The organism is Solirubrobacter pauli (assembly GCF_003633755.1).
Classification (GTDB): domain Bacteria; phylum Actinomycetota; class Thermoleophilia; order Solirubrobacterales; family Solirubrobacteraceae; genus Solirubrobacter; species Solirubrobacter pauli.
The window spans coordinates 1,342,186-1,363,030 of the sequence record NZ_RBIL01000001.1; the positions used below are offsets into that span (position 1 = coordinate 1,342,186).

Annotated in this window: 22 protein-coding genes; 3 read left to right on the forward strand and 19 right to left on the reverse strand. The window is 73.3% G+C overall.

Going from position 1 to position 20,845, the window contains the following annotated elements; genetic code table 11:
* Window positions 1–93 precede the first annotated feature (93 nt).
* The 18 genes from C8N24_RS06205 to C8N24_RS06290 form a co-directional block, all read right to left on the reverse strand.
* Window positions 94–1,242 carry a cytochrome P450 gene (locus C8N24_RS06205; protein ID WP_121249046.1) on the reverse strand — a complete coding sequence of 383 codons (1,149 nt, stop codon included), beginning with the start codon at window positions 1,240–1,242 and terminating at the stop codon, window positions 94–96.
* 26 nt (window positions 1,243–1,268) lie between these two features.
* Window positions 1,269–2,435 (reverse strand): ABC transporter permease, encoded by a 1,167-nt coding sequence (locus tag C8N24_RS06210; RefSeq protein WP_245971776.1) that lies wholly within the window; start codon window positions 2,433–2,435, stop codon window positions 1,269–1,271.
* A complete protein-coding gene (locus C8N24_RS06215) occupies window positions 2,432–3,127 on the reverse strand; it encodes an ABC transporter ATP-binding protein (RefSeq protein WP_121249050.1) in 696 nt (231 codons plus the stop codon). The genes C8N24_RS06210 and C8N24_RS06215 overlap by 4 nt, the downstream gene beginning before the upstream one ends.
* Window positions 3,124–4,128, reverse strand: a complete 1,005-nt coding sequence (locus C8N24_RS06220) for an efflux RND transporter periplasmic adaptor subunit (protein ID WP_121249053.1) — start codon at window positions 4,126–4,128, stop codon at window positions 3,124–3,126. Before C8N24_RS06220 ends, C8N24_RS06215 begins: the two co-directional genes overlap by 4 nt.
* Entirely contained in the window at window positions 4,125–4,658 is a 534-nt protein-coding gene (locus C8N24_RS06225; protein ID WP_147447659.1) for a hypothetical protein, read from the reverse strand. Before C8N24_RS06225 ends, C8N24_RS06220 begins: the two co-directional genes overlap by 4 nt.
* A gap of 45 nt (window positions 4,659–4,703) precedes the next feature.
* A complete protein-coding gene (locus C8N24_RS06230; protein ID WP_121249057.1) occupies window positions 4,704–6,029 on the reverse strand; it encodes a sensor histidine kinase in 1,326 nt (441 codons plus the stop codon).
* Window positions 6,026–6,688 carry a response regulator transcription factor gene (locus C8N24_RS06235; protein ID WP_121249059.1) on the reverse strand — a complete coding sequence of 221 codons (663 nt, stop codon included), beginning with the start codon at window positions 6,686–6,688 and terminating at the stop codon, window positions 6,026–6,028. Before C8N24_RS06235 ends, C8N24_RS06230 begins: the two co-directional genes overlap by 4 nt.
* A 55-nt stretch (window positions 6,689–6,743) precedes the next feature.
* Entirely contained in the window at window positions 6,744–7,133 is a 390-nt protein-coding gene (locus tag C8N24_RS06240) for a DUF2203 domain-containing protein (RefSeq protein ID WP_121249061.1), read from the reverse strand.
* Between the two features lie 94 nt (window positions 7,134–7,227).
* Complete coding sequence (locus tag C8N24_RS06245) at window positions 7,228–7,683, reverse strand: hypothetical protein (protein ID WP_121249063.1); 456 nt, start codon at window positions 7,681–7,683, stop codon at window positions 7,228–7,230.
* Window positions 7,680–8,033, reverse strand: a complete 354-nt coding sequence (locus C8N24_RS06250) for a hypothetical protein (RefSeq protein WP_121249065.1) — start codon at window positions 8,031–8,033, stop codon at window positions 7,680–7,682. The genes C8N24_RS06245 and C8N24_RS06250 overlap by 4 nt, the downstream gene beginning before the upstream one ends.
* On the reverse strand, window positions 8,030–10,495 hold the full coding sequence (locus tag C8N24_RS06255) for a hypothetical protein (RefSeq protein ID WP_121249067.1): 2,466 nt from the start codon (window positions 10,493–10,495) through the stop codon (window positions 8,030–8,032). Before C8N24_RS06255 ends, C8N24_RS06250 begins: the two co-directional genes overlap by 4 nt.
* A gap of 63 nt (window positions 10,496–10,558) precedes the next feature.
* Entirely contained in the window at window positions 10,559–11,419 is an 861-nt protein-coding gene (locus C8N24_RS06260; protein WP_121249069.1) for a hypothetical protein, read from the reverse strand.
* Window positions 11,420–11,452: 33 nt separating this feature from the next.
* The gene (locus C8N24_RS06265; RefSeq protein WP_121249071.1) at window positions 11,453–11,707 is read right to left on the reverse strand and encodes a hypothetical protein; all 255 of its coding nucleotides are present in this window, start codon (window positions 11,705–11,707) and stop codon (window positions 11,453–11,455) included.
* Window positions 11,708–11,807: 100 nt separating this feature from the next.
* Window positions 11,808–12,566: an NlpC/P60 family protein gene (locus C8N24_RS06270; protein WP_121249073.1), complete on the reverse strand. Its 759-nt coding sequence runs from the start codon at window positions 12,564–12,566 to the stop codon at window positions 11,808–11,810.
* Window positions 12,567–12,639: 73 nt separating this feature from the next.
* Entirely contained in the window at window positions 12,640–13,716 is a 1,077-nt protein-coding gene (locus C8N24_RS06275) for a trans-sulfuration enzyme family protein (protein WP_121249075.1), read from the reverse strand.
* Window positions 13,713–15,098, reverse strand: coding sequence for a cystathionine beta-synthase (locus C8N24_RS06280; protein ID WP_121249077.1), 1,386 nt, complete (start codon window positions 15,096–15,098; stop codon window positions 13,713–13,715). The genes C8N24_RS06275 and C8N24_RS06280 overlap by 4 nt, the downstream gene beginning before the upstream one ends.
* An 8-nt stretch (window positions 15,099–15,106) precedes the next feature.
* A complete protein-coding gene (locus C8N24_RS06285) occupies window positions 15,107–15,532 on the reverse strand; it encodes a helix-turn-helix domain-containing protein (protein ID WP_121249079.1) in 426 nt (141 codons plus the stop codon).
* A 31-nt stretch (window positions 15,533–15,563) separates the two neighbouring features.
* The gene (locus C8N24_RS06290; protein ID WP_147447660.1) at window positions 15,564–16,775 is read right to left on the reverse strand and encodes a sigma-70 family RNA polymerase sigma factor; all 1,212 of its coding nucleotides are present in this window, start codon (window positions 16,773–16,775) and stop codon (window positions 15,564–15,566) included.
* A gap of 183 nt (window positions 16,776–16,958) precedes the next feature.
* Here C8N24_RS06290 and C8N24_RS06295 point away from each other — a divergent pair, with 183 nt between their 5' ends.
* The gene (locus C8N24_RS06295; protein ID WP_211339856.1) at window positions 16,959–17,588 is read left to right on the forward strand and encodes an O-methyltransferase; all 630 of its coding nucleotides are present in this window, start codon (window positions 16,959–16,961) and stop codon (window positions 17,586–17,588) included.
* On the opposite strand, the gene C8N24_RS06300 is transcribed toward C8N24_RS06295, so the two are convergent.
* The gene (locus C8N24_RS06300) at window positions 17,585–19,090 is read right to left on the reverse strand and encodes a long-chain-fatty-acid--CoA ligase (protein ID WP_121249085.1); all 1,506 of its coding nucleotides are present in this window, start codon (window positions 19,088–19,090) and stop codon (window positions 17,585–17,587) included. The genes C8N24_RS06295 and C8N24_RS06300 overlap by 4 nt on opposite strands.
* 44 nt (window positions 19,091–19,134) lie before the next feature.
* Here C8N24_RS06300 and C8N24_RS06305 point away from each other — a divergent pair, with 44 nt between their 5' ends.
* The gene (locus C8N24_RS06305) at window positions 19,135–20,082 is read left to right on the forward strand and encodes a LacI family DNA-binding transcriptional regulator (RefSeq protein WP_121249087.1); all 948 of its coding nucleotides are present in this window, start codon (window positions 19,135–19,137) and stop codon (window positions 20,080–20,082) included.
* A complete protein-coding gene (locus C8N24_RS06310; RefSeq protein WP_121249089.1) occupies window positions 20,079–20,840 on the forward strand; it encodes an SDR family NAD(P)-dependent oxidoreductase in 762 nt (253 codons plus the stop codon). The genes C8N24_RS06305 and C8N24_RS06310 overlap by 4 nt, the downstream gene beginning before the upstream one ends.
* Window positions 20,841–20,845 lie beyond the last annotated feature (5 nt).

Sequence of the window (20,845 nt, forward strand, 5' to 3'; positions counted from 1 at the left end):
GTTGCGGAGCTTCTCGTCAAGCTCACGCGAGCAGATCGAACACTTATCGGTAGGCCGGTTATGGCGGCAGAAAGACCCGGACATCGCGCCGACTCACGCTAGCGGGTTCGCGACGATCTCCGCACCGCGTGCGGGGGCGAGTGTGATGCTGCGGCGGCGCATCCGCTCGCCTTCTGCCCTCACGGGTCGGATGGAGAACCGCATGCTCACGGCTCGTAACACCTCGCGCAGCTCCAATTGCGCGAACGCGGCGCCGATGCAGCGGCGCGTGCCGCCGCCGAACGGGATCGACCGGCCGCGGCGGTTCGCGAGGTAGATGCAGGGCGCGACGTAGACGCCCGCCGGCAGCGTGTGGCCCTGCAGCTCGTACGGCTGCAGCGTCTTGCGCGCGGTGATGGCGAGCACCGGGCGTGTCCGCAGGACCTCGTCGATGAACGGGTCCGGGTCCTCGGTGAGGTCCGTGGGATGACGCGCGAGGCGCTCCAGCGCCCAGGCGAGCGCGGTCGCGGTCGTCTCGTGGCCGGCGGCGAGCAGGGTCACGAGCTGGTCGCGCAGCTCCTCGCGCGTGGCACCGGAGTCGCGCAGGAGGTCGAGGATCGAGTCGCCGGTGGAGGGCTGGTCGATCCGCTCGTAGACCAGCTCGTCGATGTGCTTGATCGACGCGAGGAAGCGGCCGTACGGGCCCAGGTCGCGCTGCACCAGCGACATCGCGATCAGGTTCGCGGTGCTGGCGGTCATGTCGAGCGTGGCCCGGAGCGCGTCCCTGAGCGCGTCGTCGCGCGAGCCGAAGATCACGCGCTGGATGACCTCCAGCGTCAGGTCCTGCATCTTGCGGTGCGCCTTGAACGGCGTGCCGACCGGCCACGTGTCCAGGTGCGCGTGCGCGAGCTCGGCGATCTGGTCCGTCCAGCGCTTGAGCGCCTGGCCGTGGAACGGCGGCAGGACGAGCTTGCGCTGGCGCAGGTGCTCGTCGCCGTGCAGGATCAGCAGCGAGTTGCGGCCGACGAACGGCTCCATGAACGCCGCGGAGTCGCCGCCGCGGAGCACATCCGGCTTGGCCGCGTAGATCCGCTTGATCTCCTCGGCGTCGCTGGTCAGCACCATCGGCGCGTCCGACCAGGCCGTGCGGATCGTGAACGGCTCCCCGTACCGGGCCTGCGCGTCCCGGAGGAACTTCGTCGGCCGCACGATCCACTCGACGGTCTGGAGCGCCTGCGGCGCCTTCGGTCCGGGCGGGAGCACACCCCGAACATAAACGTCCTGGACGTTTAACTTCGCAGCGCCTCCGTCGGGGACAGGCGGGCGGCGCGGAGTGCCGGGTACAGGCCGGCCACGCCGCCGGCCACGACCGAGACGAGGACTCCGCCCGCGAGCGCGACCAGCGGGACGGCGACCAGCCAGCCCTCGTGGGTGGCGTAGCCGAACGTCACCAGCGCGCCAAGGGCGGTTCCGAGCACACCGCCCGCGGCCGCGAGCAGCAGCGACTCGCTCAGGAACTGCACGCCGACGTGGCGCCGGGTCGCGCCGAGCGCGCGGCGCAGGCCGATCTCGCTGCGGCGCTCGAGCACGGAGATCACCATCACGTTCGCGATCCCGACGCCGCCGACCAGCAGCGCGACCGCGCCGAGCCCGAGGAACAGCGACGTGAACGCGGTCTTCGCGGCCGCGCGCGCCTCGAGCGCGTCGGACGGTCGCGACACGTCGACCTCCTCGGGGTGCTGCGGGTTGGCGGTCGCGCCGAGGCGCTCGCGCACGCCGGTCACACGGTCCTGGTCGGCGCGGACGAACACGGTCGACGGGTTGGCGTCACGGTCGAAGATCGCCTTGGCGGCGTCGAAGCCGATCAGCGCGGCGGTGTCGAGGTTCGACGCCAGCGCGACCGGGTCGAGGATGCCGATGACGGTGAACCAGCGGTTGCCGATCCACACGCGCCCGCCGGCGTCGTCGAGGCCGAGCGTCGCCGCGGCTTGCGCGCCGAGCACGACGGTCGGGTAGCGGCCGGTCGCGGCGTCCAGGAAGCGCCCGCGCCGCAGCGTCGCGCCGACCGCGTCCAGCAGCGCCGGGTCGGCCGCCGCGACGCTGATCCCGCCCGTCTCGACCTCGTCGACGTACGGGGTGCGCCGCACGGTCACGTCACCCACGCCCGCGATGGCGGCCACGGACTCGACGCCGTCCACGCGCCGGAGCATCGCCGCGGCCGATTCCGGCAGCACGGACTCCTCCCCCAGGAACGACTCGCCGGGCGCGACCCGCAGCAGGTTCGTGCCGAGGTCGTCGAGCTGGGCCAGGAGGTCGGCCTTGGAGGATTCGCTGATGCCGAGCACGGCCACCATCGCGGCCACGCCGATCGCGATCCCGAGCGCGGAGAGCGCCGCTCGCGCGCGCCGCGTGCGCAGCCCGAGCGCGCCGGTGCGCAGGACGTCCGCGGCGGTCATCGCGCGACCTCCCATACGCGGTCGGGCTCGCCCGCCGCGATGAGGCCGTCGCGGATCTCGACGCGCCGCGGGAACGCGTCCGCGACCGCCGCGTCGTGGGTGATCGTCACGATCGTCGAGCCCGCGGCGTGCAGCTCCCGCAGCAGCGCCAGGATGCCGGCGCCGGTGCGGCTGTCCAGGTTCCCGGTCGGCTCGTCGGCGAACAGGATCGCGGGCCGGCCGACCAGCGCCCGCGCGATCGCCACCCGCTGGCGCTCGCCGCCCGAGAGCTTCGCCGGCGGATGGTCCAGCCGGTGCTCGAGCCCGACCGCCTCGAGCGCCTCCCGCGCCCGCCGGCGCCGCTCGCCCGGCGCGACGTCCGCGTACAGGAGCCCGGTCGCGACGTTGTCGAGCGCGGTCATCCCGTCCAACAGGAAGAACTGCTGGAACACGAACCCGATCTCGCGCGCCCGCAGCGCCGCCAGCGCCCGCTCGCCGAGCCGCGCGGTGTCCGCCCCGGCCACGAGCACCTCGCCGGACGTCGGCCGCTCGAGCGTGCCCATCACGTGCAGCAGCGTCGACTTGCCCGAGCCGCTCGGCCCAACGACCGCGACGGCCTCGCCGGCGGCGACGGTGAGGGACACGCCGCGCAGCGCCTCGACACCACCGGGATACGTCTTGACGACGTCGACGAGCCGGAGGACGGCCGTCATCGTGCGGTCACCACCTTCATGCCCTCGCGCAGGCCGTCGCCGGTCACCTCGACCATGTCGTCGGCGTACAGGCCCGGCTCGACGGGCACCTTGCGACCGTCCGGGAGCTCGAGCGCGTAGCCGCCGCCCTGGCGGGCGAGCAGCGCCTTCACCGGCACGGCCAGCGCGTCGCGGCTGCGCTCGACCGCGAAGCCGACGTCCACGGGCGCCTGGTCGAGCGCCTCGCCGCGGCCGCGCAGCGCGATCGTCACGTCGACGGTCGCGTCGGCGTCCTCGCTCGCCCGGCTGGCGACGGTCCCGACCGAGGAGATCCGGCCCTTCGCGGTCTCCCCCGTCGGCAGCTCGACCGTCACCTCGTCGCCGCGGCGGGCGAGCTGCTGGCGGCGCGCGTCGAGCTTGACGACGACCTCGCGGTCGGTCGCGGACAGCTCGGCCAGCGGGCGGCCGCCGCCGACCGCGTCGCCGACGTCCGCCTTCGCCTCGCCCATCCGGGTCGCGCCCGCCCGGAACACGACCTCGCCGCGCGTGAGCGTGCCGTCCGTCTCCAGCCCGCGGTCGGCCTGGAAGGCCTTGACGGCGGCGGTCGTCTCCCAGTCCCAGTCGTCGTCGACGGTGCCGGGGTCGTACCCGAGCGCGCGCAGGTTGCGCTCGAGCTGGCGCACGTCCTCTCCGTCGGTCATGCCCGGCTGCAGGTCACGCCACGTCGGCAGCGCGCCGTAGAGCAGGAACGCGGCGGGCGCGCCGTCGACCGCGTACAGCGAGTGCCCGCGGGTGACCACCGTGCCCGGCGCGCGCAGCGCGGTCAGCGTGCCGGCCACGCCCGCGCCGAGCACCCCCGGGTCCGCGTAGCCGAGGGTGCCCGAGAGGCTCTCCCGGTCGACGAGGTCGGTGCGCTCGACCGTCGCGGTCTCGCGCTCCACCGGCGGCGCCTCGGACGCCGCCGGCGCCTCGCCGCAGCCCGCCGCGAGCACCGCGACGAGGACGACGGCGCGCCGCCTCACGGCTTCGTGCCCCCGGCGGCGAGGGCGCCCGGCATCGTCTTGGCGCACGCCTTCATCGCCTTCTGGAAGCTCGGGTTCTCCGGATCGAGCTCCTTCGTGATCCGGATCTGCGCCCCGCCGCTGGAATCGAACGTGGGGTCCGGGAAGTCCGGCACGCCGTGCTCGCGCATGCACCTGGCGTTCGCGAGCGCGGCCTGCTTCATCTCGGCCCGCTCCTCGTCGTCGAGCTCGGGCGGCTTGATCGCCTCCTGGTACTTCGCGCACGCCTGCTGCGCCTTGCGCATCTGCTCCGGGGTGGTGCCGGAGCCGGGCCCGCCGCCGGCCCGCATCGTCACACGCCCGCCCTCGAACTTGGGGTCGGGCATGTCGATGCCGTTCTCGCGCATGCAGCGGGCGTAGTCGAGCAGCGCCTGTTGGTTCTTGTCCGCCCCGCCCGCCGGGCTCTGAGACGTGGGCTTCTCGTCGCCACCGCAGGCGACGACGAACGAGGCGGTCGCCGCGAGGGCGGCGAGCAGAAGACGACTGGTCATGCCCGCCACGGTCCCGCCGCGGGCTGAGACCGCCGTTTTCCGAACCTAGGAACTTGCTGAGAGGACCGGCAGGCGCAGCCGCAGCAACGCGCCGCCGCCCGCGGCGGCCTCCGCGGTGACGGTCCCACCGTGCGTCTCGGCCACCTGACGGACGATCGCCAGGCCCAGCCCGGAGCCCGGCCGCCCGCGCGCGGCGTCGGCGCGGTAGAAGCGGTCGAAGACGTGCGCGAGGTCCTCGTCCGGGATGCCGGGCCCGCGGTCGCGCACGGTGAGCTCCCCGTCGCGCAGGCGCACGTCGACGACGCTGCGCTCCGCACCGTACTTGGCCGCGTTGTCGAGCAGGTTCGAGACCGCCCGGTCCAGCCGGGCGGGCACGCCGTTGACGAGCGTCGGCTCGAGCTCGCTGACGTAGGTGATGCCCGGCGCGTGGCGACTCGCGCGCTCGACCGCGCTCGCGATCAGCGCGTCGAAGCGGACGTCCTCGATCTCGAGCTCCTCGTCACGGGCGAGCTCGGTGAGGTCGCCCACGAGCCCCGTCAGCTCCTCCAGCTGCAGCACGAGGTCCGTGCGCAGCCGCTCGCGGTCGCCGGGGTCGGGCGGCCCGCCGCGCGCGAGCACCTCGAGGTTCGTGCGCAGCGAGGTGAGCGGCGTGCGCAGCTCGTGCGACGCGTCCGCGACGAGCTGCTTCTGGGCCCGCTGCGAGCGGTCCAGCGCCTCGAGCATCGTGTTGAACGCGGTCGCGAGGCGGGCGAGCTCGTCGTCGCCGCGCGCGTCGATCCGGCGCGTGAGGTCCCGCGTGGAGGCGACGTGCTCCGCGGTGGTCGTGAGCTCGGAGACCGGCCGGACGGCGGCGCGCATCGCGAGCCGCGCGAGCACGACCGCGAGCGCGATGCCCAGCAGCGCGAGCGCGCCGAGCGCGTACCGCAGCGTGCCGAGCGCGCTGTCGATCTCGGTCAGCGGGCGTGCCGCGAGCAGCGTCATCCCGTCGCCGGTCCGGCCGACGAAGACGCGCACCCGCACGCCGTCGCTCTCGCGGCTGGCGAAGAACGGCTCCTTGCGGCCCTCGGCCACCGCGCGCACGTCCTCGTCGACGTCCAGCGACGGCGGGATGTCGTCGGCGCCCGCCTCGGCCCGGATCACCGTGACGAACGCGCGCGGTGCCTGGGTGATCACGTCCTCGGGAGCCGGGGCGGCGACGCCCGTCCGCCCCGCCGCGATCAGCGGGCGCTCCATCACCTGCCGCTCGAGCGCACGGTCGAGCTCGGCGTGCAGCGTGTCCCGCACCACCCAGTACGCGAGCGCGGAGCCGACCACGACGACGAAGGCCACCGCGGCCCCGCAGGAGAGGACGAGCCGGCGCCGGAAGCTCACGGCTCGCGCAGCACGTAGCCGACGCCGCGCACCGTCTGGATGAGCCGGGGCTCGCCGAGCTTGCGGCGCAGGTAGCCGACGTAGACCTCGAGCGAGTTCGAGCTGGGCCCGAAGTCGTAGCCCCACACCTGCTCGAAGATCTGCGTCCGGGTGAGCACCTGGCGCGGGTGGCGCAGCAGCAGCTCGAGCAGCAGGTACTCGGTGCGGGTGAGCTCGATCGGCACGCCCTTGCGCGTGACCGTGTGGCCGGCGGGGTCGAGCTTGAGGTCCGCGTATCGCAGGATCTCGGCGTTGGGCGCACCGGTGCGCCGCAGCAGCGCACGCAGCCGCGCGCCCAGCTCCTCGAGCGCGAACGGCTTGATCAGGTAGTCGTCGGCGCCGGCGTCGAGGCCCGCGACGCGGTCGGGCACGGCGTCCCGCGCGGTGAGCATCAGCACCGGCGTGTGGTCCCCGGCGGCGCGGAGCCGTCGGCACACCTCGAGCCCGTTCGGCTCGGGCATCAGCACGTCCAGCACGATCGCGTCCGGCGGCTGGTCGGCGAGCGCGTCGAGCGCCTGGCGGCCGTCGGCGGCGACCTGCACCTTGTAGCCGTCCATCCGGAGCGCGCGGTCCAGCGCGTCTCGCACGGAGGGCTCGTCGTCCACTACGAGGATGCGCACATGCGCATCCTCAGCGGTCTAGCTGAGAACTGCGTAAGAGCGGGGCGCTAGGGCTCTACGACCAGGGGTCGAGCGGGAAGCGCGAGGGGAAGCCGGTCTCGGCGGTGTGCCAGTGCGCGACCTCCTGCTCGTCGACCTGCCAGGACAGGTAGACCTCGCGGCCCTCGCGCAGCGCCGGGAAGTCGATCAGGCCCGCCTCCAGGTCACGCACCAGCAGGTCCAGCTCCTCGAGGTGCTCGAAGCCGAGCGTCGCAGCCACGGCGGCGTACGCGCGTTCGCGCCCCGGGTACGCACCGCCGACCGCGTCGGCGAGCGTGGCGAAGCCCGTGTCGAAGCCCTCGTCCTGGAGCACGCGCTTCGCCTCTTGCAGGCGGCGAACCGTCGCGCGCACCTCAGGGAGGAGGGCGTTGGCCTGTGCGGCTGTGTAGTGACGTTGGTGCAGCATCTCTCTCGGCTCTCGGGATACCCGTTCTTCACATCGGCAGACGCGGGTGTGAAAAGAACTACGCAAAGGTCGAGGACACCGATCAAGGGTTGGGCTAAAGCTCGAACTGCTCGTCGCCGGCCGCCAGGACGACGCGTTCGCCGACGCGCGCGGCGAACGTGATCGGGGTGTCCGGGTCGCTCGTGGCGAACTCCACGCTCGCGACCGTGCGGCCGCCGAACGCCGTGGCCAGGGCGAGAACGGCGTCCGCGAGGTGCGCGATCGCTCCCAGCGGCGCTTCGATCTCGCCCGTCTGCACGTCGATGCTGATCGCGGTCGGCGGCGTCGGCCGGACGTCGGGCAAAGGCCTTGCGGACGCCTCGATCACGGTGCTGCTCGACACGGCGGTCACCTCGTCGCCCTCGGTGATCTCGGCGTCGAGCCACTCGTCGACCTCGACCATCGTGGGCTCGCCACCGGGCCGGTCGAGGATGAGCACGGTGCTCTGCGCCTCGGCGGCCTGCGTGAACGCGCGTGCCGTGGCGATCGCGCTCAGGACCTCGTCGGTCACGCCGACGCTCCCGCCTTACGCGCCTCGATCTCGTGCGGGTTGTTCGCGTAGCCCTGCGTCACGTAGCTCAGCCACATCCGCAGGCGGTGGTCCTGGTCCTGCCAGACGTGGCACAGCTCGTGCGCGATCAGGCGCGGCGAGCACTGGTCGAGCGGGCGCTTGATCAGGATCAGCGGGCCCATGTTGTACCCGTGGAAGCGCCGGAACCAGGGCAGCTTGAACAGCCGCGGGGTGTGCAGGATCCGCACGCGGTCGAGCCGAACCGGCTCCGGATAGAACCGCAGCGCGTCGAGCGTCGCCTTGGCCCGCTCGAGCGCCGCGCGTTCCTCCGGCGTGCGCCTGAAGCTCACGGCTCGATCAACGGCGCGATGTACGCCGCCAGCAGCTCCTCCGCGAGCGTGTCGGGGTCGGTCGGCACCGCCGCCTGGCGCGCCGCGGCGTGCCGCGCGGCGTCGAGCAGCACGCCCGCGCCGACCCGGTCGGCGTAGTGCACGAGCTTCTCGGCCGCGGCGGTCGCGGTGGCGTCATGGCCGGTGGCGTGCTTGATCGCGCCGCGCAGCTCGTCCTCCGCGGGCGCCTTGACCTCGATCACGGCGAACCGCCGCAGGATCGCCGCGCGCGGCGGCGCCTCGCCGTTCCACGTCGCGATCAGCCGCCAGTCGTCGGCGGGCGTGGCCTCGCCCGTCGCGAACGTCACGGGCACGCCCGCCAGGAACGAGCTCAGCGGCGCGTACGTGGCCTGGGGGTCCGCCTGGTCGAGCTCGTCGACGATCACCCACCGCCCCTGCGCCGCCGCCTCGGGGATCAGCTCACGCGGGTCGCCGGTGACGATCGTCGCGCCCCGGGCCTTCCCTTCCTGCGCCGCCGCCCGCGCGACCGCCATCGCGAGCGCGGTCTTCCCCGCCCCGGACACCCCGGTGAGGAGCACGTGCTTCCCGGCGCTCAGCGCGGCGGCGACGTTCGCGTAGACACCGGGCGGCAACCGCAGCCCGGCGGCGATCGCGGCCGCGCGAATGGTCGCCGCGTCGACGAACACGTCCCGCGGCGCCGCGGGCGGCGCCGGCGTGGCGAGCGCGGGAGGCGGCGAAGACTCGACGCCCGCGGCCACGGGCGGCGGGGACGACTCGACCACCGGCTCGCTCGGCGCGGACTCGGGCGGCGACGACGACTCAGCGACCGGCGCGGGCTCCTCCGGCACGGCCACAGGCGGCGCCGACGACTCAGCGACCGGCGCGGGCTCGTCCGGCACCGCCACAGGCGGCGCCGACGACTCAACGACCGGCGCGGGCTCCTCCGGCACGGCCACAGGCGGCGCCGACGACTCAACGACCGGCGCGGGCTCCTCCGGCACGGCCACAGGCGGCGCCGACGACTCAACGACCGGCGCGGGCTCCTCCGGCACGGCCACAGGCGGCGCCGACGACTCAACGACCGGCGCGGGCTCCTCCGGCACGGCCACAGGCGGCGCCGACGACTCAGCGACCGGCGCGGGCTCCCCCGGCTCGACCACGGGCGGCGGCGACGACTCCTCCGGCTCGACCACAGACTCGCTCGGAGCGACCACGGGCGGCGACGACGCCTCCGGCTCGACCGCGGGCTCGCTCGGCTCGACCAGCGGCTCGGTGGCGTCCGTGGCCGGGGATGACGTGGCGCCGGTGGACGACTCGACCGGGGGCGTCCCGTTCGTGGGCGGCGCGGCCAGCGGCTCGCCCGACTCCACCGCGGGCGCGGACGAGGCCGGCGGCGCGCTCGTCGGCGGCGGCGCGGACTCCGCCGGCTCGGCCGTGGGCGGGGCCACGCTGGCCGAGGAGCTCACGCGCGGCTGGATCTGGGTGGCGCGCGCGGGCGGAGCCGAGCTCGCGAGCGGGTCGCCCGGGGTCAGGCCCGAGTGGTGGCGGCGGCCGCCCGCGAAGGGCAGGAGCGGGTCGGCGCCCGCGGGGTTCGGGTCGGCGGGGAGGTTCGGCGAGGACTTCGGCCGCGGGACGACCGGCGGACGGACGCCGTGGCTGCCTTCGACGCCGCCGGTCGCGGACGAGATGACGGTGCGGTACGGGGAGCTCTCGACATCCGGCGGCGGGGTGTGCGCCGGGGACGACTGGGGCGCGGCGGGCGCCGGCTCCGCCTGCGACGGCGGCGCGGCCGGCTTGGAGAACTCCTGCTGTGCGGCGAGGCGGACGGCTTCGGCGCCGCCCGGGTTGAGCTGGGCCGCGATGTCCCCGAGCGACATGTGGACGGGCAGCGTGAGCTCCGCGCGGACCTGCTCGCCCGTGGGCGTGAGGCGGTGGTTGGCGTCGATCAGCTCGAGGTCGGCCAGCAGGGTCAGGTGGCGCTCGCCCTGGATCAGCAGCGTGTTCTCGTTGTCCCAGCCGGCCCGGCCGAGGTAGGCCATCGAGCGGCCGAAGTCCATCGTCGCGACGCGCGTCCCGGCGGGCACGGACGACAGCAGCGAGAGGCCGATCGCGAGGCCGTGGAAGATCGAGTCGGTCATGTGCCGCTCGCGCAGCTGGCGGCGCAGCCACTCGGCCTGCTGGGAGGAGATGTCGTAGGGCGCGGCCGGGTCGCCGGACCGGACGTAGCGCTTGCCGATGTCGGTCAGCTCTACGACCCCGCGGTCCTCCTTGACGAGCCCCGCCAGGCGTCCGAACGAGATGAAGTGGCGCATCCGGCCGAGCGCGTTCTCGAGACCGGGCGGGAAGAGCTCGTCGAGGTTGAACTCGGTGACGAACTCGTCCGTCCGCAGCCGTCCGCGCTGCTCGATCGCGCGCAGGAGGCCGTGGGCGTCGCCAAGACGGGTCGCGGGGATAGGGCGCATTCGCCAGACCCTAGCCAGGCTGGGCGGCGCGCGCGAGGCCTGCGCGCGCGCCTGCAAGCCCGTCTACGACTCGTCGGAGGCCGGCCCGGGCTTGGCCTCGGGCTTGGCGATCGCCGGTGAGGTCTGCCCCGGCGCGGCCTTCGTGACCGGGTTCTCGACCGCGGACCGGACCGGCGCCTTCTTCGCCGCCGCCGGCTTCTTCTTGGCCGCCGCGGGCTTCTTCTTGGCCTCGAGCTCCGGCGGCAGCAGCGGCGTCGTGCCCGACGTCTTGGGCTCGGCCGACGAGCCACCCTTCGCCGTGCCGGGGTACGCCCCGGCCTTCGCGGCCGCCTTGGCCGTCGCGGGCGGAGCGGGCTTCTTCGCCGCCGGCTTCTTGCTCGGGGCGGGCTTCTTGGCCGTCGCCGGCAGCGCCGGGGACGCCGGCGCGGGCTTCTTGGCCGCCGGCTGCTTGGGCGGCTCGGGCTTGAGCGCCGCGACCTTCTTCGCCGCCGCCGGCTTCTTCGCCACCGGCTTCTTCACGACCGGCTTCGCGGCCGCGGGCTTGGTCTTCGCGCGTGGCGCCGGCTTCGTCGTGCCGGTCGGGACGGCGGCCTCGGTCGGCGTGGCCGCGGCGGCGTTCGCCGTCGCCACGGGCTCGGTGTTCGGCCCCGCCTTGGCGACGGCGCCCCGGCCCGAAGGCTTCGGCTTCGCCGCTCTGGCCTTGGGCTTGGCCTTGCGCGCGGTGGCGGACTTGGGCGCGGCGGGCGCGCCCATCTTCGGAGCACCCACCGCTTCCGGCGAAGGGGAGGCCTCCGGCTCCGCCTTCGGATCAGGCGACGGGACGGTCGTGTCCTGCTCGTCGCGCGCGAGCCGGCCGACGACCTCGGCGGCCTTGCGACCGGCCTCGGTGGCGATGTCCAGGAGCTCTTTCAGAAGCGATGGCATACGGGCATACATCTTGCCCGACCCTCGCCAGAGCTAAGCGGCAACCGCCACGCGCACGTCGCCGCACGCCAGCGCCAACGCCTCCGCGGCGGACAGGCGCGAGACGAGCTCGCCGCTCTCGGCGGCACGCAGCTCGCCCCGCACGCGGCCGCTGACGGAGACGTCGAAGTGCAGCTCGAGCTCGTCGGCGACCAGGTCCTGCGCCCGCTCGAAGGCATCGTCCACCTCGGCCAAGACCTCTTCAGGCAGGTCGAGCAGGGGGGCGTGGGCGTGCACGAAGCGGGACATCAGACGGCTCCAAACGAGAACAACGGGCTTGCTCTCGGGGTAGTCGACCCTCCCCCATTCGGGTGACATGGGGTGGACACCCCAGGCCGCCTAAAAGGACCTAAAGACCGGCGGGGTGACGCGCGACGAAGCCGTCCGTCGAGCGCATCTCGTTGATCCAGCGCGAGCCGGTGACCCGCTGGGCGGAGGTGTCGAAACGGATGCCCGCGACCTCGAGGAAGACGTGGCCCTGGTTCGTCCAGATCGTGACCCACTTGCCCTTGCCGGGCTCGCCCCAGGACATCAGCGGCCCGCTCGCGAGCGGCCCGGACAGCAGCCCGGCGGCCGCCAGGACGAACGAGACCGAGCCCGAGCAGTCGTAGCCCGTGTCCTGCCACTTGCCGTGCCCGCCGCCCCACTTGTACGGGGTGCGTGCGATGCCGTTGCCGGCCTCGATCATCTTCTTGACGGCCTCGGGCGCCTCGAGCGGCGGCAACGCGACGCCACCACCGATCGCGACCGCCTTGTCGACGGCGCTGCGCCCGCCACCCGCGGCCGCCGGCTTGGCGCTGCGCGCGGCCGAGGATGCCTCGATGGTGGGCTTGGCGTCGCTCGTCGTGCCGGTCAGCCCGGCGTCCGGCGCCGGCTCGGCCGTGCTCGACGGCGCTCCGGCGACCGGGGCGACCGTCTTCGCGCGGGACTCCGGCAGCGGCGGCAGCGAGACCGTCGCGGTCGGCGTCGCGACCGCGACCATCGGGGACGTCACCGGCGCCGCCGTGCGCACTGCCGGCTCCTCCTGCCCGGCGGCGCCGAGCGCGAGGTAGCCGCCGCCGAGCGTGAACAGCCCGGCGGCCGTGGCGACGATGGCGACGCGGCGCATCAGCCTAGGATGGCGCCGATCGCGTCGGGATGACGTAAGGAAACCCACCGACGTTCACATCGGCGGGTCTCGATCACGACTTGAGGGCCTGTTCCAGGTCGGCCACGAGGTCCTCGGCCGCCTCGACGCCGCACGAGAGGCGCACGAGGTCGGCCGGCACGGCGGCGGCCGAGCCCTCGACCGAGCCGTGCGTCATCGCCTGCGGGACCTCGATCAGCGACTCGACGCCGCCCAGCGACTCCGCCAGCGAGAACACCTTGGTGCGCGAGACCAGCGCCACCGCATCCGGGTGCCGGAACGAGACCATGCCGGAGAAGCCGGGCCAGCGGACGTCGGTCACGCCCTCGACCTCGCTCAGCCACTCGGACACGACGCGCGCGTTCTCGGTGTGCGCGGCCATCCGCAGGTGCAGCGTCCGCAGGCCGCGGTGCACGAGGAAGCAGTCGAGCGGGCCGGGCACGGCGCCGATCGAGTTCTGCACGAAGCGCACGGCCTTGTGCCGCTCCTCGTCCTTGACCACGACCGCGCCGGACACGCTGTCCGAGTGCCCGCCGAGGTACTTGGTCGCGGAGTGCACGACGGCGTCGGCGCCCAGCTCCAGCGGGCGCTGGTAGACGGGCGTCGCGAACGTGTTGTCCACGGCGACGAACGCGCCGCCGGCGCGCTCGACGATCCCCGGCACGTCGATCACCTTCAGCGTCGGGTTCGTCGGCGTCTCGACCCAGACGAGCTTCGTCTCGGGCCGGATCGACGCCGACACGAGGTCGAGGTTCGTCTGGTCGACCATCGTGTACTCGAGGCCCCAGCGCTTGAGCACCTTGTCGACGAGCCGGAACGTGCCGCCGTAGAGGTCGTCCGGGATGACGACGTGGTCGCCGGCGTCGCAGACCGCGGTGATCAGGGCGTGCTCGGCGGCCATGCCGGACGAGAAGCACGAGCCGAACCCGCCCTCGAGCTCGCCGATCGCGCGCTCGAGCGCGGCCCGCGTCGGGTTCGCCGAGCGCGAGTAGTCGAAGTCCTCGACGAAGTCGCCGACGGCCTTCTGCACGTAGGTGGAGGCCTGGTGGATCGGCGGCACGACGCCGCCGTACGTCGGCTCGGGCTCGAGGCCCGCGTGGACGGCCTTCGTGGCGAAGCGGTACTCGCTCATGCGACCAGCGACTCCAACAGGTCGGTGCGCGTGACGATGCCGACGGGACGGCCGTGCTCGGACACGATCAGCGCCTGCGTGTCGCCCGTGAGCAGCTCGACCGCCTCGCGCACCGGATCGTCGGTGGAGACGCCCGCGAACGCGTCCTCCATCACGTTCTCGATCGGCGCGGCCATCACGGCCGCGTCGTTCATGGCCGCCTTCAGCAGGCCACGCTCGCCGACGCCGCCGACCACCGTGTACGGGTCGTCCGCGGAGACGACCGGCAGCTGCGAGACGCGGTGCTCGTGCAGCAGCGTGATCGCGTCGCGGACGGTCTGGTGCGTCTGCACGACGACGAAGGGCGGGATCTCCCCCGCGCGCGTCTTGAGCTTGAGCACGTCGCCCACGGTGCGGTCGGCACCGCGCTCGAGGAAGCCGTGCTGGGTCATCCACTCGTCGTTGAAGATCTTCGACAGGTAGCCACGACCACCGTCGGGCAGGATCACGGCGACCATCGCGTTCGGGTCCGTGATCGAGCGGGCGACCTCGAGGGCCGCGTGGGCGGCCAGGCCGCACGAGCCGCCGACGAGCAGGCCCTCGGTCTCGGCCAGGCGGCGCGTGGTCAGGAACGAGTCGCGGTCGGACACGGTGACGTAGCGGTCGACCAGCGACGGGTCGTAGGTCGACGGCCAGAAGTCCTCGCCCACGCCCTCGACGAGGTACGGGTGGACCTCCTCGTTGGAGTAGATCGAGCCGACCGGGTCAGCGCCGATGACCTCGATCTTCGGGTTCTGCTCCTTCAGGTAGCGAGCGGTGCCGGTGATCGTGCCGCCCGTGCCGACGCCGGCCACGAAGTGCGTGATCTTCCCGCCCGACTGGCGCCACAGCTCCGGCCCGGTGCTCAGGTAGTGCGCCTCCGGGTTGGCCGGGTTGGCGTACTGGTTGGGCTGGAACGCACCCGGGATCTCCCGCGTGAGGCGCTCGGCGACCCGGTAGTAGGACTGCGGCGAGGACGGGTCGACGTCGGTCGGGCAGACCACGACCTCGGCGCCGTACGCGCGCAGCAGGTCGATCTTCTCGCGCGACATCTTGTCGGGCATGACCGCGATCACGCGGTAGCCCTTCAGACGTGCAGCGACCGCCAGGCCGGCGCCCGTGTTGCCGGAGGTCGGCTCGATGATGGTGCCGCCGGGCCGCAGACGGCCGTCGGCCTCGGCGGCCGCGACCATCTGCATGGCTACGCGGTCCTTGATGGAGCCGCCGGGGTTGAAGTACTCGACCTTGGCCACGACCTGGGGAGCACACCCCTGCGCGAAGCGGCTCAGCCGGACGAGCGGCGTCTCGCCGACCGTCTCCAGAAGGGAGTCCTTGATCTCAGATGTCGTCGCCGTAGGCGTCATGAATTCGACTATAGGCCCGGCTCGGGCTCAGCCGGGGTCGCGGGCTTGTAACCGGTCTGCCCGCCGGGCAGGTCGGTCTTCTCCAACCGGCCCTGCTCCACGAGCTTCGCGAGCGTGTTGTACGTCACGGGCCGCGCGATCTTCGCGACGTCGGCGATCTCCGACGCGCTCGCGCCGGGCCGCTCGTCGACGGCCTTCAGGATCGCCTCGCGGTTCGCGCCGCGCGGCGCACGTTTGGCCGCCGGCTTGCGCGCGGCGGGCGCCCGCTTCGCGGTGGGCCGGACGGGCGCGTCGGACGCGAACGGCGGCTGGGCGAGCGCCGTCTCGATCTGCTCGCGCTCGCGCAGCAGCGGCTCGTGCTCGGCCAGCTCGCGCTCGATGTCCTTCAACCGCTCTTCCAGGTCACGCCGCAGACCGGCGATCACGTCGCTCACAAGGCTCCTCTCGCCAAAGACGCGGGGCAGCCTAGCTCCCCTCGAAGCTGAACTCCTTGGTCGGCGCGGCCTTGCCGCCGCCTCCGCCGCCCGTCGAGCGCGGCGTGGAGCCGACGCTCGCGGCGCTCGCGTTCACGCCTCCGGTGCCCGTGTCCGGAGCCGGCGCCGTGGGCGCCTTCTGCTCGAACCCGAACTCGGTCGGCTTGCGCTTGCGCGTGACCGTCTTGGGCGTCGTGACCTTCACCTTGACCCGGCGTGCCTTCGGCGTCGCGGGCGGCGGCGTCGGGGTGGCGACCGCGGCGTACGTGCGCGCCGGCGGCTCGTTCTCGGGGGCGGCCGGCCGTGTGCGCTCGCGCTTGCGCTCCGGCGTCTTCGGCTCGGGCGTCGGCGTCGGCGTCGGCTCGGCCTTGTCCGCCGCCGCGAGGATCGCGGGTGCCGGCAGCGCGCCGGTGACCATGCACGCCGCTCCCGCGCCGGCACCGCTCAGGCACAGCCCGACCAACGCCGCGGCCGGCCCGAGCCGCCCGCCGCCGTTGGACGCCGCGTAGACCGTGTTGCCGACCTCGGGCCGCGCGAGCACGCGGGTGATCCACCCGAACGGCGCGAGCAGCGCGATCCGGCGCGTGCGCGAGAACCGCATCTGCCGCACGGTCGCCCGGCAGGACGCGCAGTGCCGCAGGTGCGGCCGGATCGACACCATCTGCACGCTCGTCGCCTTCCCGCGCGCGAGGGCGTCGAGCGTGTCCTGGTGCGCGGCGCACGCCGCTCCGGACTCGATCTCGCTGAATACGTTCAGGAACCGCTTGCGCCCCTCGGCGATCGACCGGTTCACCTTCGTGTACGACCAGCCGAAGCGGCGACCGATCTCGTCGTAGGAGAGCCCTTCGGCCTTGAGCAGCAGCGCCCGCGCCTCGTCGGGCTTGAGCGCCTTCAGCGCCTCCACGGACCGCCCGACGCGCTCCTCGCCCGCGACCGCGTCGGCCACTTCGCGCAGCCCGTGCGCCTCGTTCGCGTCGAAGTCGGTGTCCTGCGCGTCCACCGACGCCGCGCGCGCCTTGCGGATCGCCATCGCCTCGTGCTTGACGACGACGCGCATCCACGCGCCTTCGGTCGCCACGTCCACGGTCTCGAACCGCCGCAGGTAGATCTCCAGCGCGCGCTGGTAGGCGTCGAGCGCGTCGTCGTGGCAGAGCGAGAACTGGTTCGCGACGCGCACGAGCGCCGGCCCGTGCCGGCCGACCATCGCTTCCACTCTCCGTGCGCGTCCTGCCGCCCCCGGCCCGCGCTCGCCCAACGCTGTCACCGTTCAGCCCATCCTGTCCGTTGCCCTCTCGTGCATTGAGGCGGATCCCGGACGGTTTCGCCCCCTCCGCCTGGTCAAGAAGCTCGCAAATAGCGGACGTTTCGTCGTGCGATCATGGGGCGCATGCCACGCGATCCCGAACTGAGCGACTACCTGACGCGCTTCGCCGGCCAGGACGAGGTACTCGCCCGCGTCGAGCGCGAGACCCGCCTGCTGCCGAACGCGGGGATGCTCTCGCGCCCCGACCAGGCCGCGCTGCTGACGATCCTGACCCGCACGCTGGACGCGAAGGTCGCGGTCGAGGTGGGCACGTTCACCGGCTACGGCGCGATCTGCATCGCGCGCGGACTCGCGGAGGGCGGGACGCTCACCTGCTTCGAGGTGAGCGAGGAGCTCGCCGCGATCGCGCAGCGCAACCTCGACGCCGCCGGGCTCACGGATCGTGTGCGCATCACGCTCGGCCCGGCGGAGGAGAACCTCGCACAGCTGCCCGACGAGCCGCACATCGACATCGCCTACGTCGACGCCGACAAGACCGGCTACCCCGCGTACTACGACGCGCTCGTGCCGCGGATGCGACCGGGCGGGCTGCTCGTCCTGGACAACACGCTGCTCGGCCAGCGGGTGCTGGACCCGCAGGACGAGCGGGCGCGGACGATGGCCGCGCTCAACGAGCGGGTCGCCGCCGACGAGCGCGTGGAGTCGGTGCTCCTCGGGCTCTCCGACGGCGTCACGCTCGCCCGGAAGCGTTAGGCCTCGGTCTCGCTCGGTGCTTGGATCTCGCGCTTGAGGATCTTGCCCGTCGGCCCCTTGGGGAGCTCGTCCGAGAACCAGATCTGGCGCGGGTACTTGTAGGCCGCGACGCGATCCTTGACGTAGTCGCGGATGTCGTCCTCGGTCGCCGCCGCGCCGTCCTTGAGGACGACCATCGCGGCCACCTCCTCGCCGAGCGAGTCGTCGGCGACGCCGATGACCGCGACCTCGGAGACGGCCGGGTGCTCGTAGAGGACCTCCTCGATCTCGCGCGGGTAGACGTTGTACCCGCCGCGGATGATCATGTCCTTCTTGCGGTCGACGATGAAGAAGTAGCCGTCTTCGTCCTGCGTGGCCATGTCGCCGGAGTGGAACCAGCCGCCGCGCATGACCTCCTCGGTCGCGTCCTCGCGGCCCCAGTAGCCCTTCATCACGTTGTGCCCGCGGATGACGATCTCGCCGACCTCGCCCTGCGCGACCTCGTGGTCGTCCTCGTCGACGACCTGCATCTCCACGCCCTTGATCGGCGTACCGATCGAGCCCGGCTTGCGCGGCTTGTCGGGATGGTTGAAGGAGGCGACGGGCGACGTCTCGCTCAGCCCGTAGCCCTCGAGGATGATGCAGTCGAACGTCTGCTCGAAGCGTTTCATCACCTCGACCGGCATCGCCGAGCCGCCGCTCACGCACACGCGCAGCGACGACGTGTCGGCCTCCTCGTGGCCGGGCGCGTTGAGCATCGCGTGGTACATCGTCGGGACGCCCTCGAGCACCGTGACCTTGTCGCGGGCGATGATCTCGAGCGCCTTGACCGGCTCGAAGCGCGGGATCAGCGTCAGGCACGCGCCGTGCGCGACCGCCGCGTTGAGCCCGCACGTCTGCCCGAATGAGTGGAACAGGGGCAGCGCGCCCAGCACCACGTCCTCCTCGGACACGTCGATCAGGGTCTTCGCGGTCACGCTGCAGTTGAGGATCAGGTTCTCGTGCGTGAGCTCGGCGCCCTTCGGCGTGCCCGTCGTGCCGCTCGTGTAGAGGATCACGGCGGTGTCCGTGCTCTCGCGCGGCTCGTCCTCCGGCGCGCGCGGCGCCTCCATCACCAGCTGCTCGAACTCGCCCGGCTTGACCGAGACCAGCTCGGCGCCGGCCTCTTGGGCACCGGTCGACGCGGCCTCGCCGAAGTCGTGCCAGGCGAACAGCAGCTTCGCCCCGCTGTCGCGCAGGTAGAACGCCACTTCACGCCCCTTCAGGAGCACGTTCATCGGCACGACGACGCCGCCCGCGCGCAGGATCCCGTAGTAGACGACCCCGAAGTAGGGGACGTTCGGGAGCATGATCCCGACGCGGTCGCCGGGCTGCACGCCCCTCGCTTTAAGCAGACCCGCGATGCGCGTGGCACCCTCGTTGAGCACGGCGTAGTTGACGACGGTGTCATCGAGCTTGAGCGCCGCCCGTTCGGCGTGCGCGCTCGCCGTCTCGGTCAGCAGCTGGGCAAGGCTGGTCGGCATGAGCCGACCCTACAAGGAATCGATTTCCCTAGGATCAGGCATTCGTGGGGCGACCAAACGTAACCAGCGCGGACGTCGCGGCCGCGGCGGGCGTGAGCCGCGCGACCGTCAGCTACGTGCTCAACGGCGTCGACGCGCGGGTGTCGGACGAGACGCGCCAGCGGGTCCTGGAGGCCGCCCGCACGCTGGGCTACACGCCCAACGCGATGGCCTCGGCGCTGCGCGCGGGCCGCACCTCGGTGGTCATCTTCGCGCTGCCGAACTGGCCGCTCGGCCCCGTGCTCGGCGCGTTCCTGAGCGCGTGCGTCGCCGAGCTCGACCGGCTCGGCTACACCCCGCTCGTCCACTTCATCCACGCCTCCGGCCCGGACGGCCTGGCGAAGGCGTGCGATCGCGTACGCCCGGTCGGCCTGATCGCGCCCGCCGGTGACCTCCCGCCCGAGCGGATCGAGGCGCTGCGCGGCAACGGCACGCGCGGCTTCGTGCTGCTGAGCCGCGCGCCCGTCGCCGGCGTGCCGACGTTCATCCTCAACCAGGGCCGGATCGGCGAGGTGGCGATCGAGCACCTGGCCGAGCGCGGCCACACGCGCGTGCTCGCGCTCACGCCCCTGGACCCGCAGCTCGGGGACCTCGGCGACGTGCGCCTGGCAGGCGCGCAGACCGCGGCCGAGCGCCTCGGCGTGACGCTCACGCACGTGCCCGCCGACGAGCTGCAGCGCGGGCTGAAGAGCGAGCCGACCGGCGTCTACGCGTTCAACGACGAGCTGGCGCTCGGGGCGCGCGAGGCACTGCCGGACGGCGTCGCGCTGATCGGCTCCGACGACAGCCCGGCCGCGCGGCTCTCGCACCCGCGCCTCACAACGATCCGCTTCGGCGGCCCCGACAACCCGGGCCGGATCGCCCGTGCGTTGCACGCGCAGGTCGAAGGGGAGACGGTCGCGGAGCCCGTCATCGAGACCGAGCCCACCGTCGTGCAGGGTGAGACCACGTGACGCTGCTCGAGCGCTTCCAGCTCGACGGCAAGGTGGCGCTGATCACCGGCGCGTCCTCCGGGCTCGGCGCCGCGTTCGCGACGGGGCTCGCGGAGGCCGGCGCGGACATCGCGATCTGCGCCCGCCGCGCCGAGAAGCTCGAGCAGACCCGGCGCGCCGTCGAGGCGCTCGGCCGCCGCTGCGTCGCGGTGACCGCCGACGTGTCCGCGCCCGAGGACTGCACGCGCGTGGTCGAGGAGACCGTGGCCGCGCTCGGCCGGGTCGACGTGCTCGTCAACAACGCGGGCGTCGGCACCGCCGTACCCGCCACGCGTGAGACGCCCGAGCAGTTCCGGCAGGTGATCGACGTCAACCTCAACGGCTCCTACTGGATGGCGCAGGCGTGTGCGCGCGTGATGGCGCCCGGCTCGAGCATCGTCAACATCGGCTCCGTGCTCGGCTCCACCACGGCCGGGCTGCCCCAGGCCGCCTACAGCTCGAGCAAGGCCGCGATCATCGGCCTCACGCGCGATCTCGCCGTGCAGTGGACGGGCCGCAAGGGCATCCGCGTGAACGCGATCGCCCCGGGCTTCTTCCCGAGCGAGATGACCGAGCAGTACCCGGACGGCTACCTCGAGTCCCAGCAGGCGCGGCTGCCCGCCGGTCGCCCCGGGGAGCCGGAGGAGCTGACGGCCGCGCTCGTGTTCCTCGCCAGCGACGCGTCCTCGTACGTCACCGGGATCGTCCTCCCGGTCGACGGCGGCATGCTCGCTACCTAGGGCGG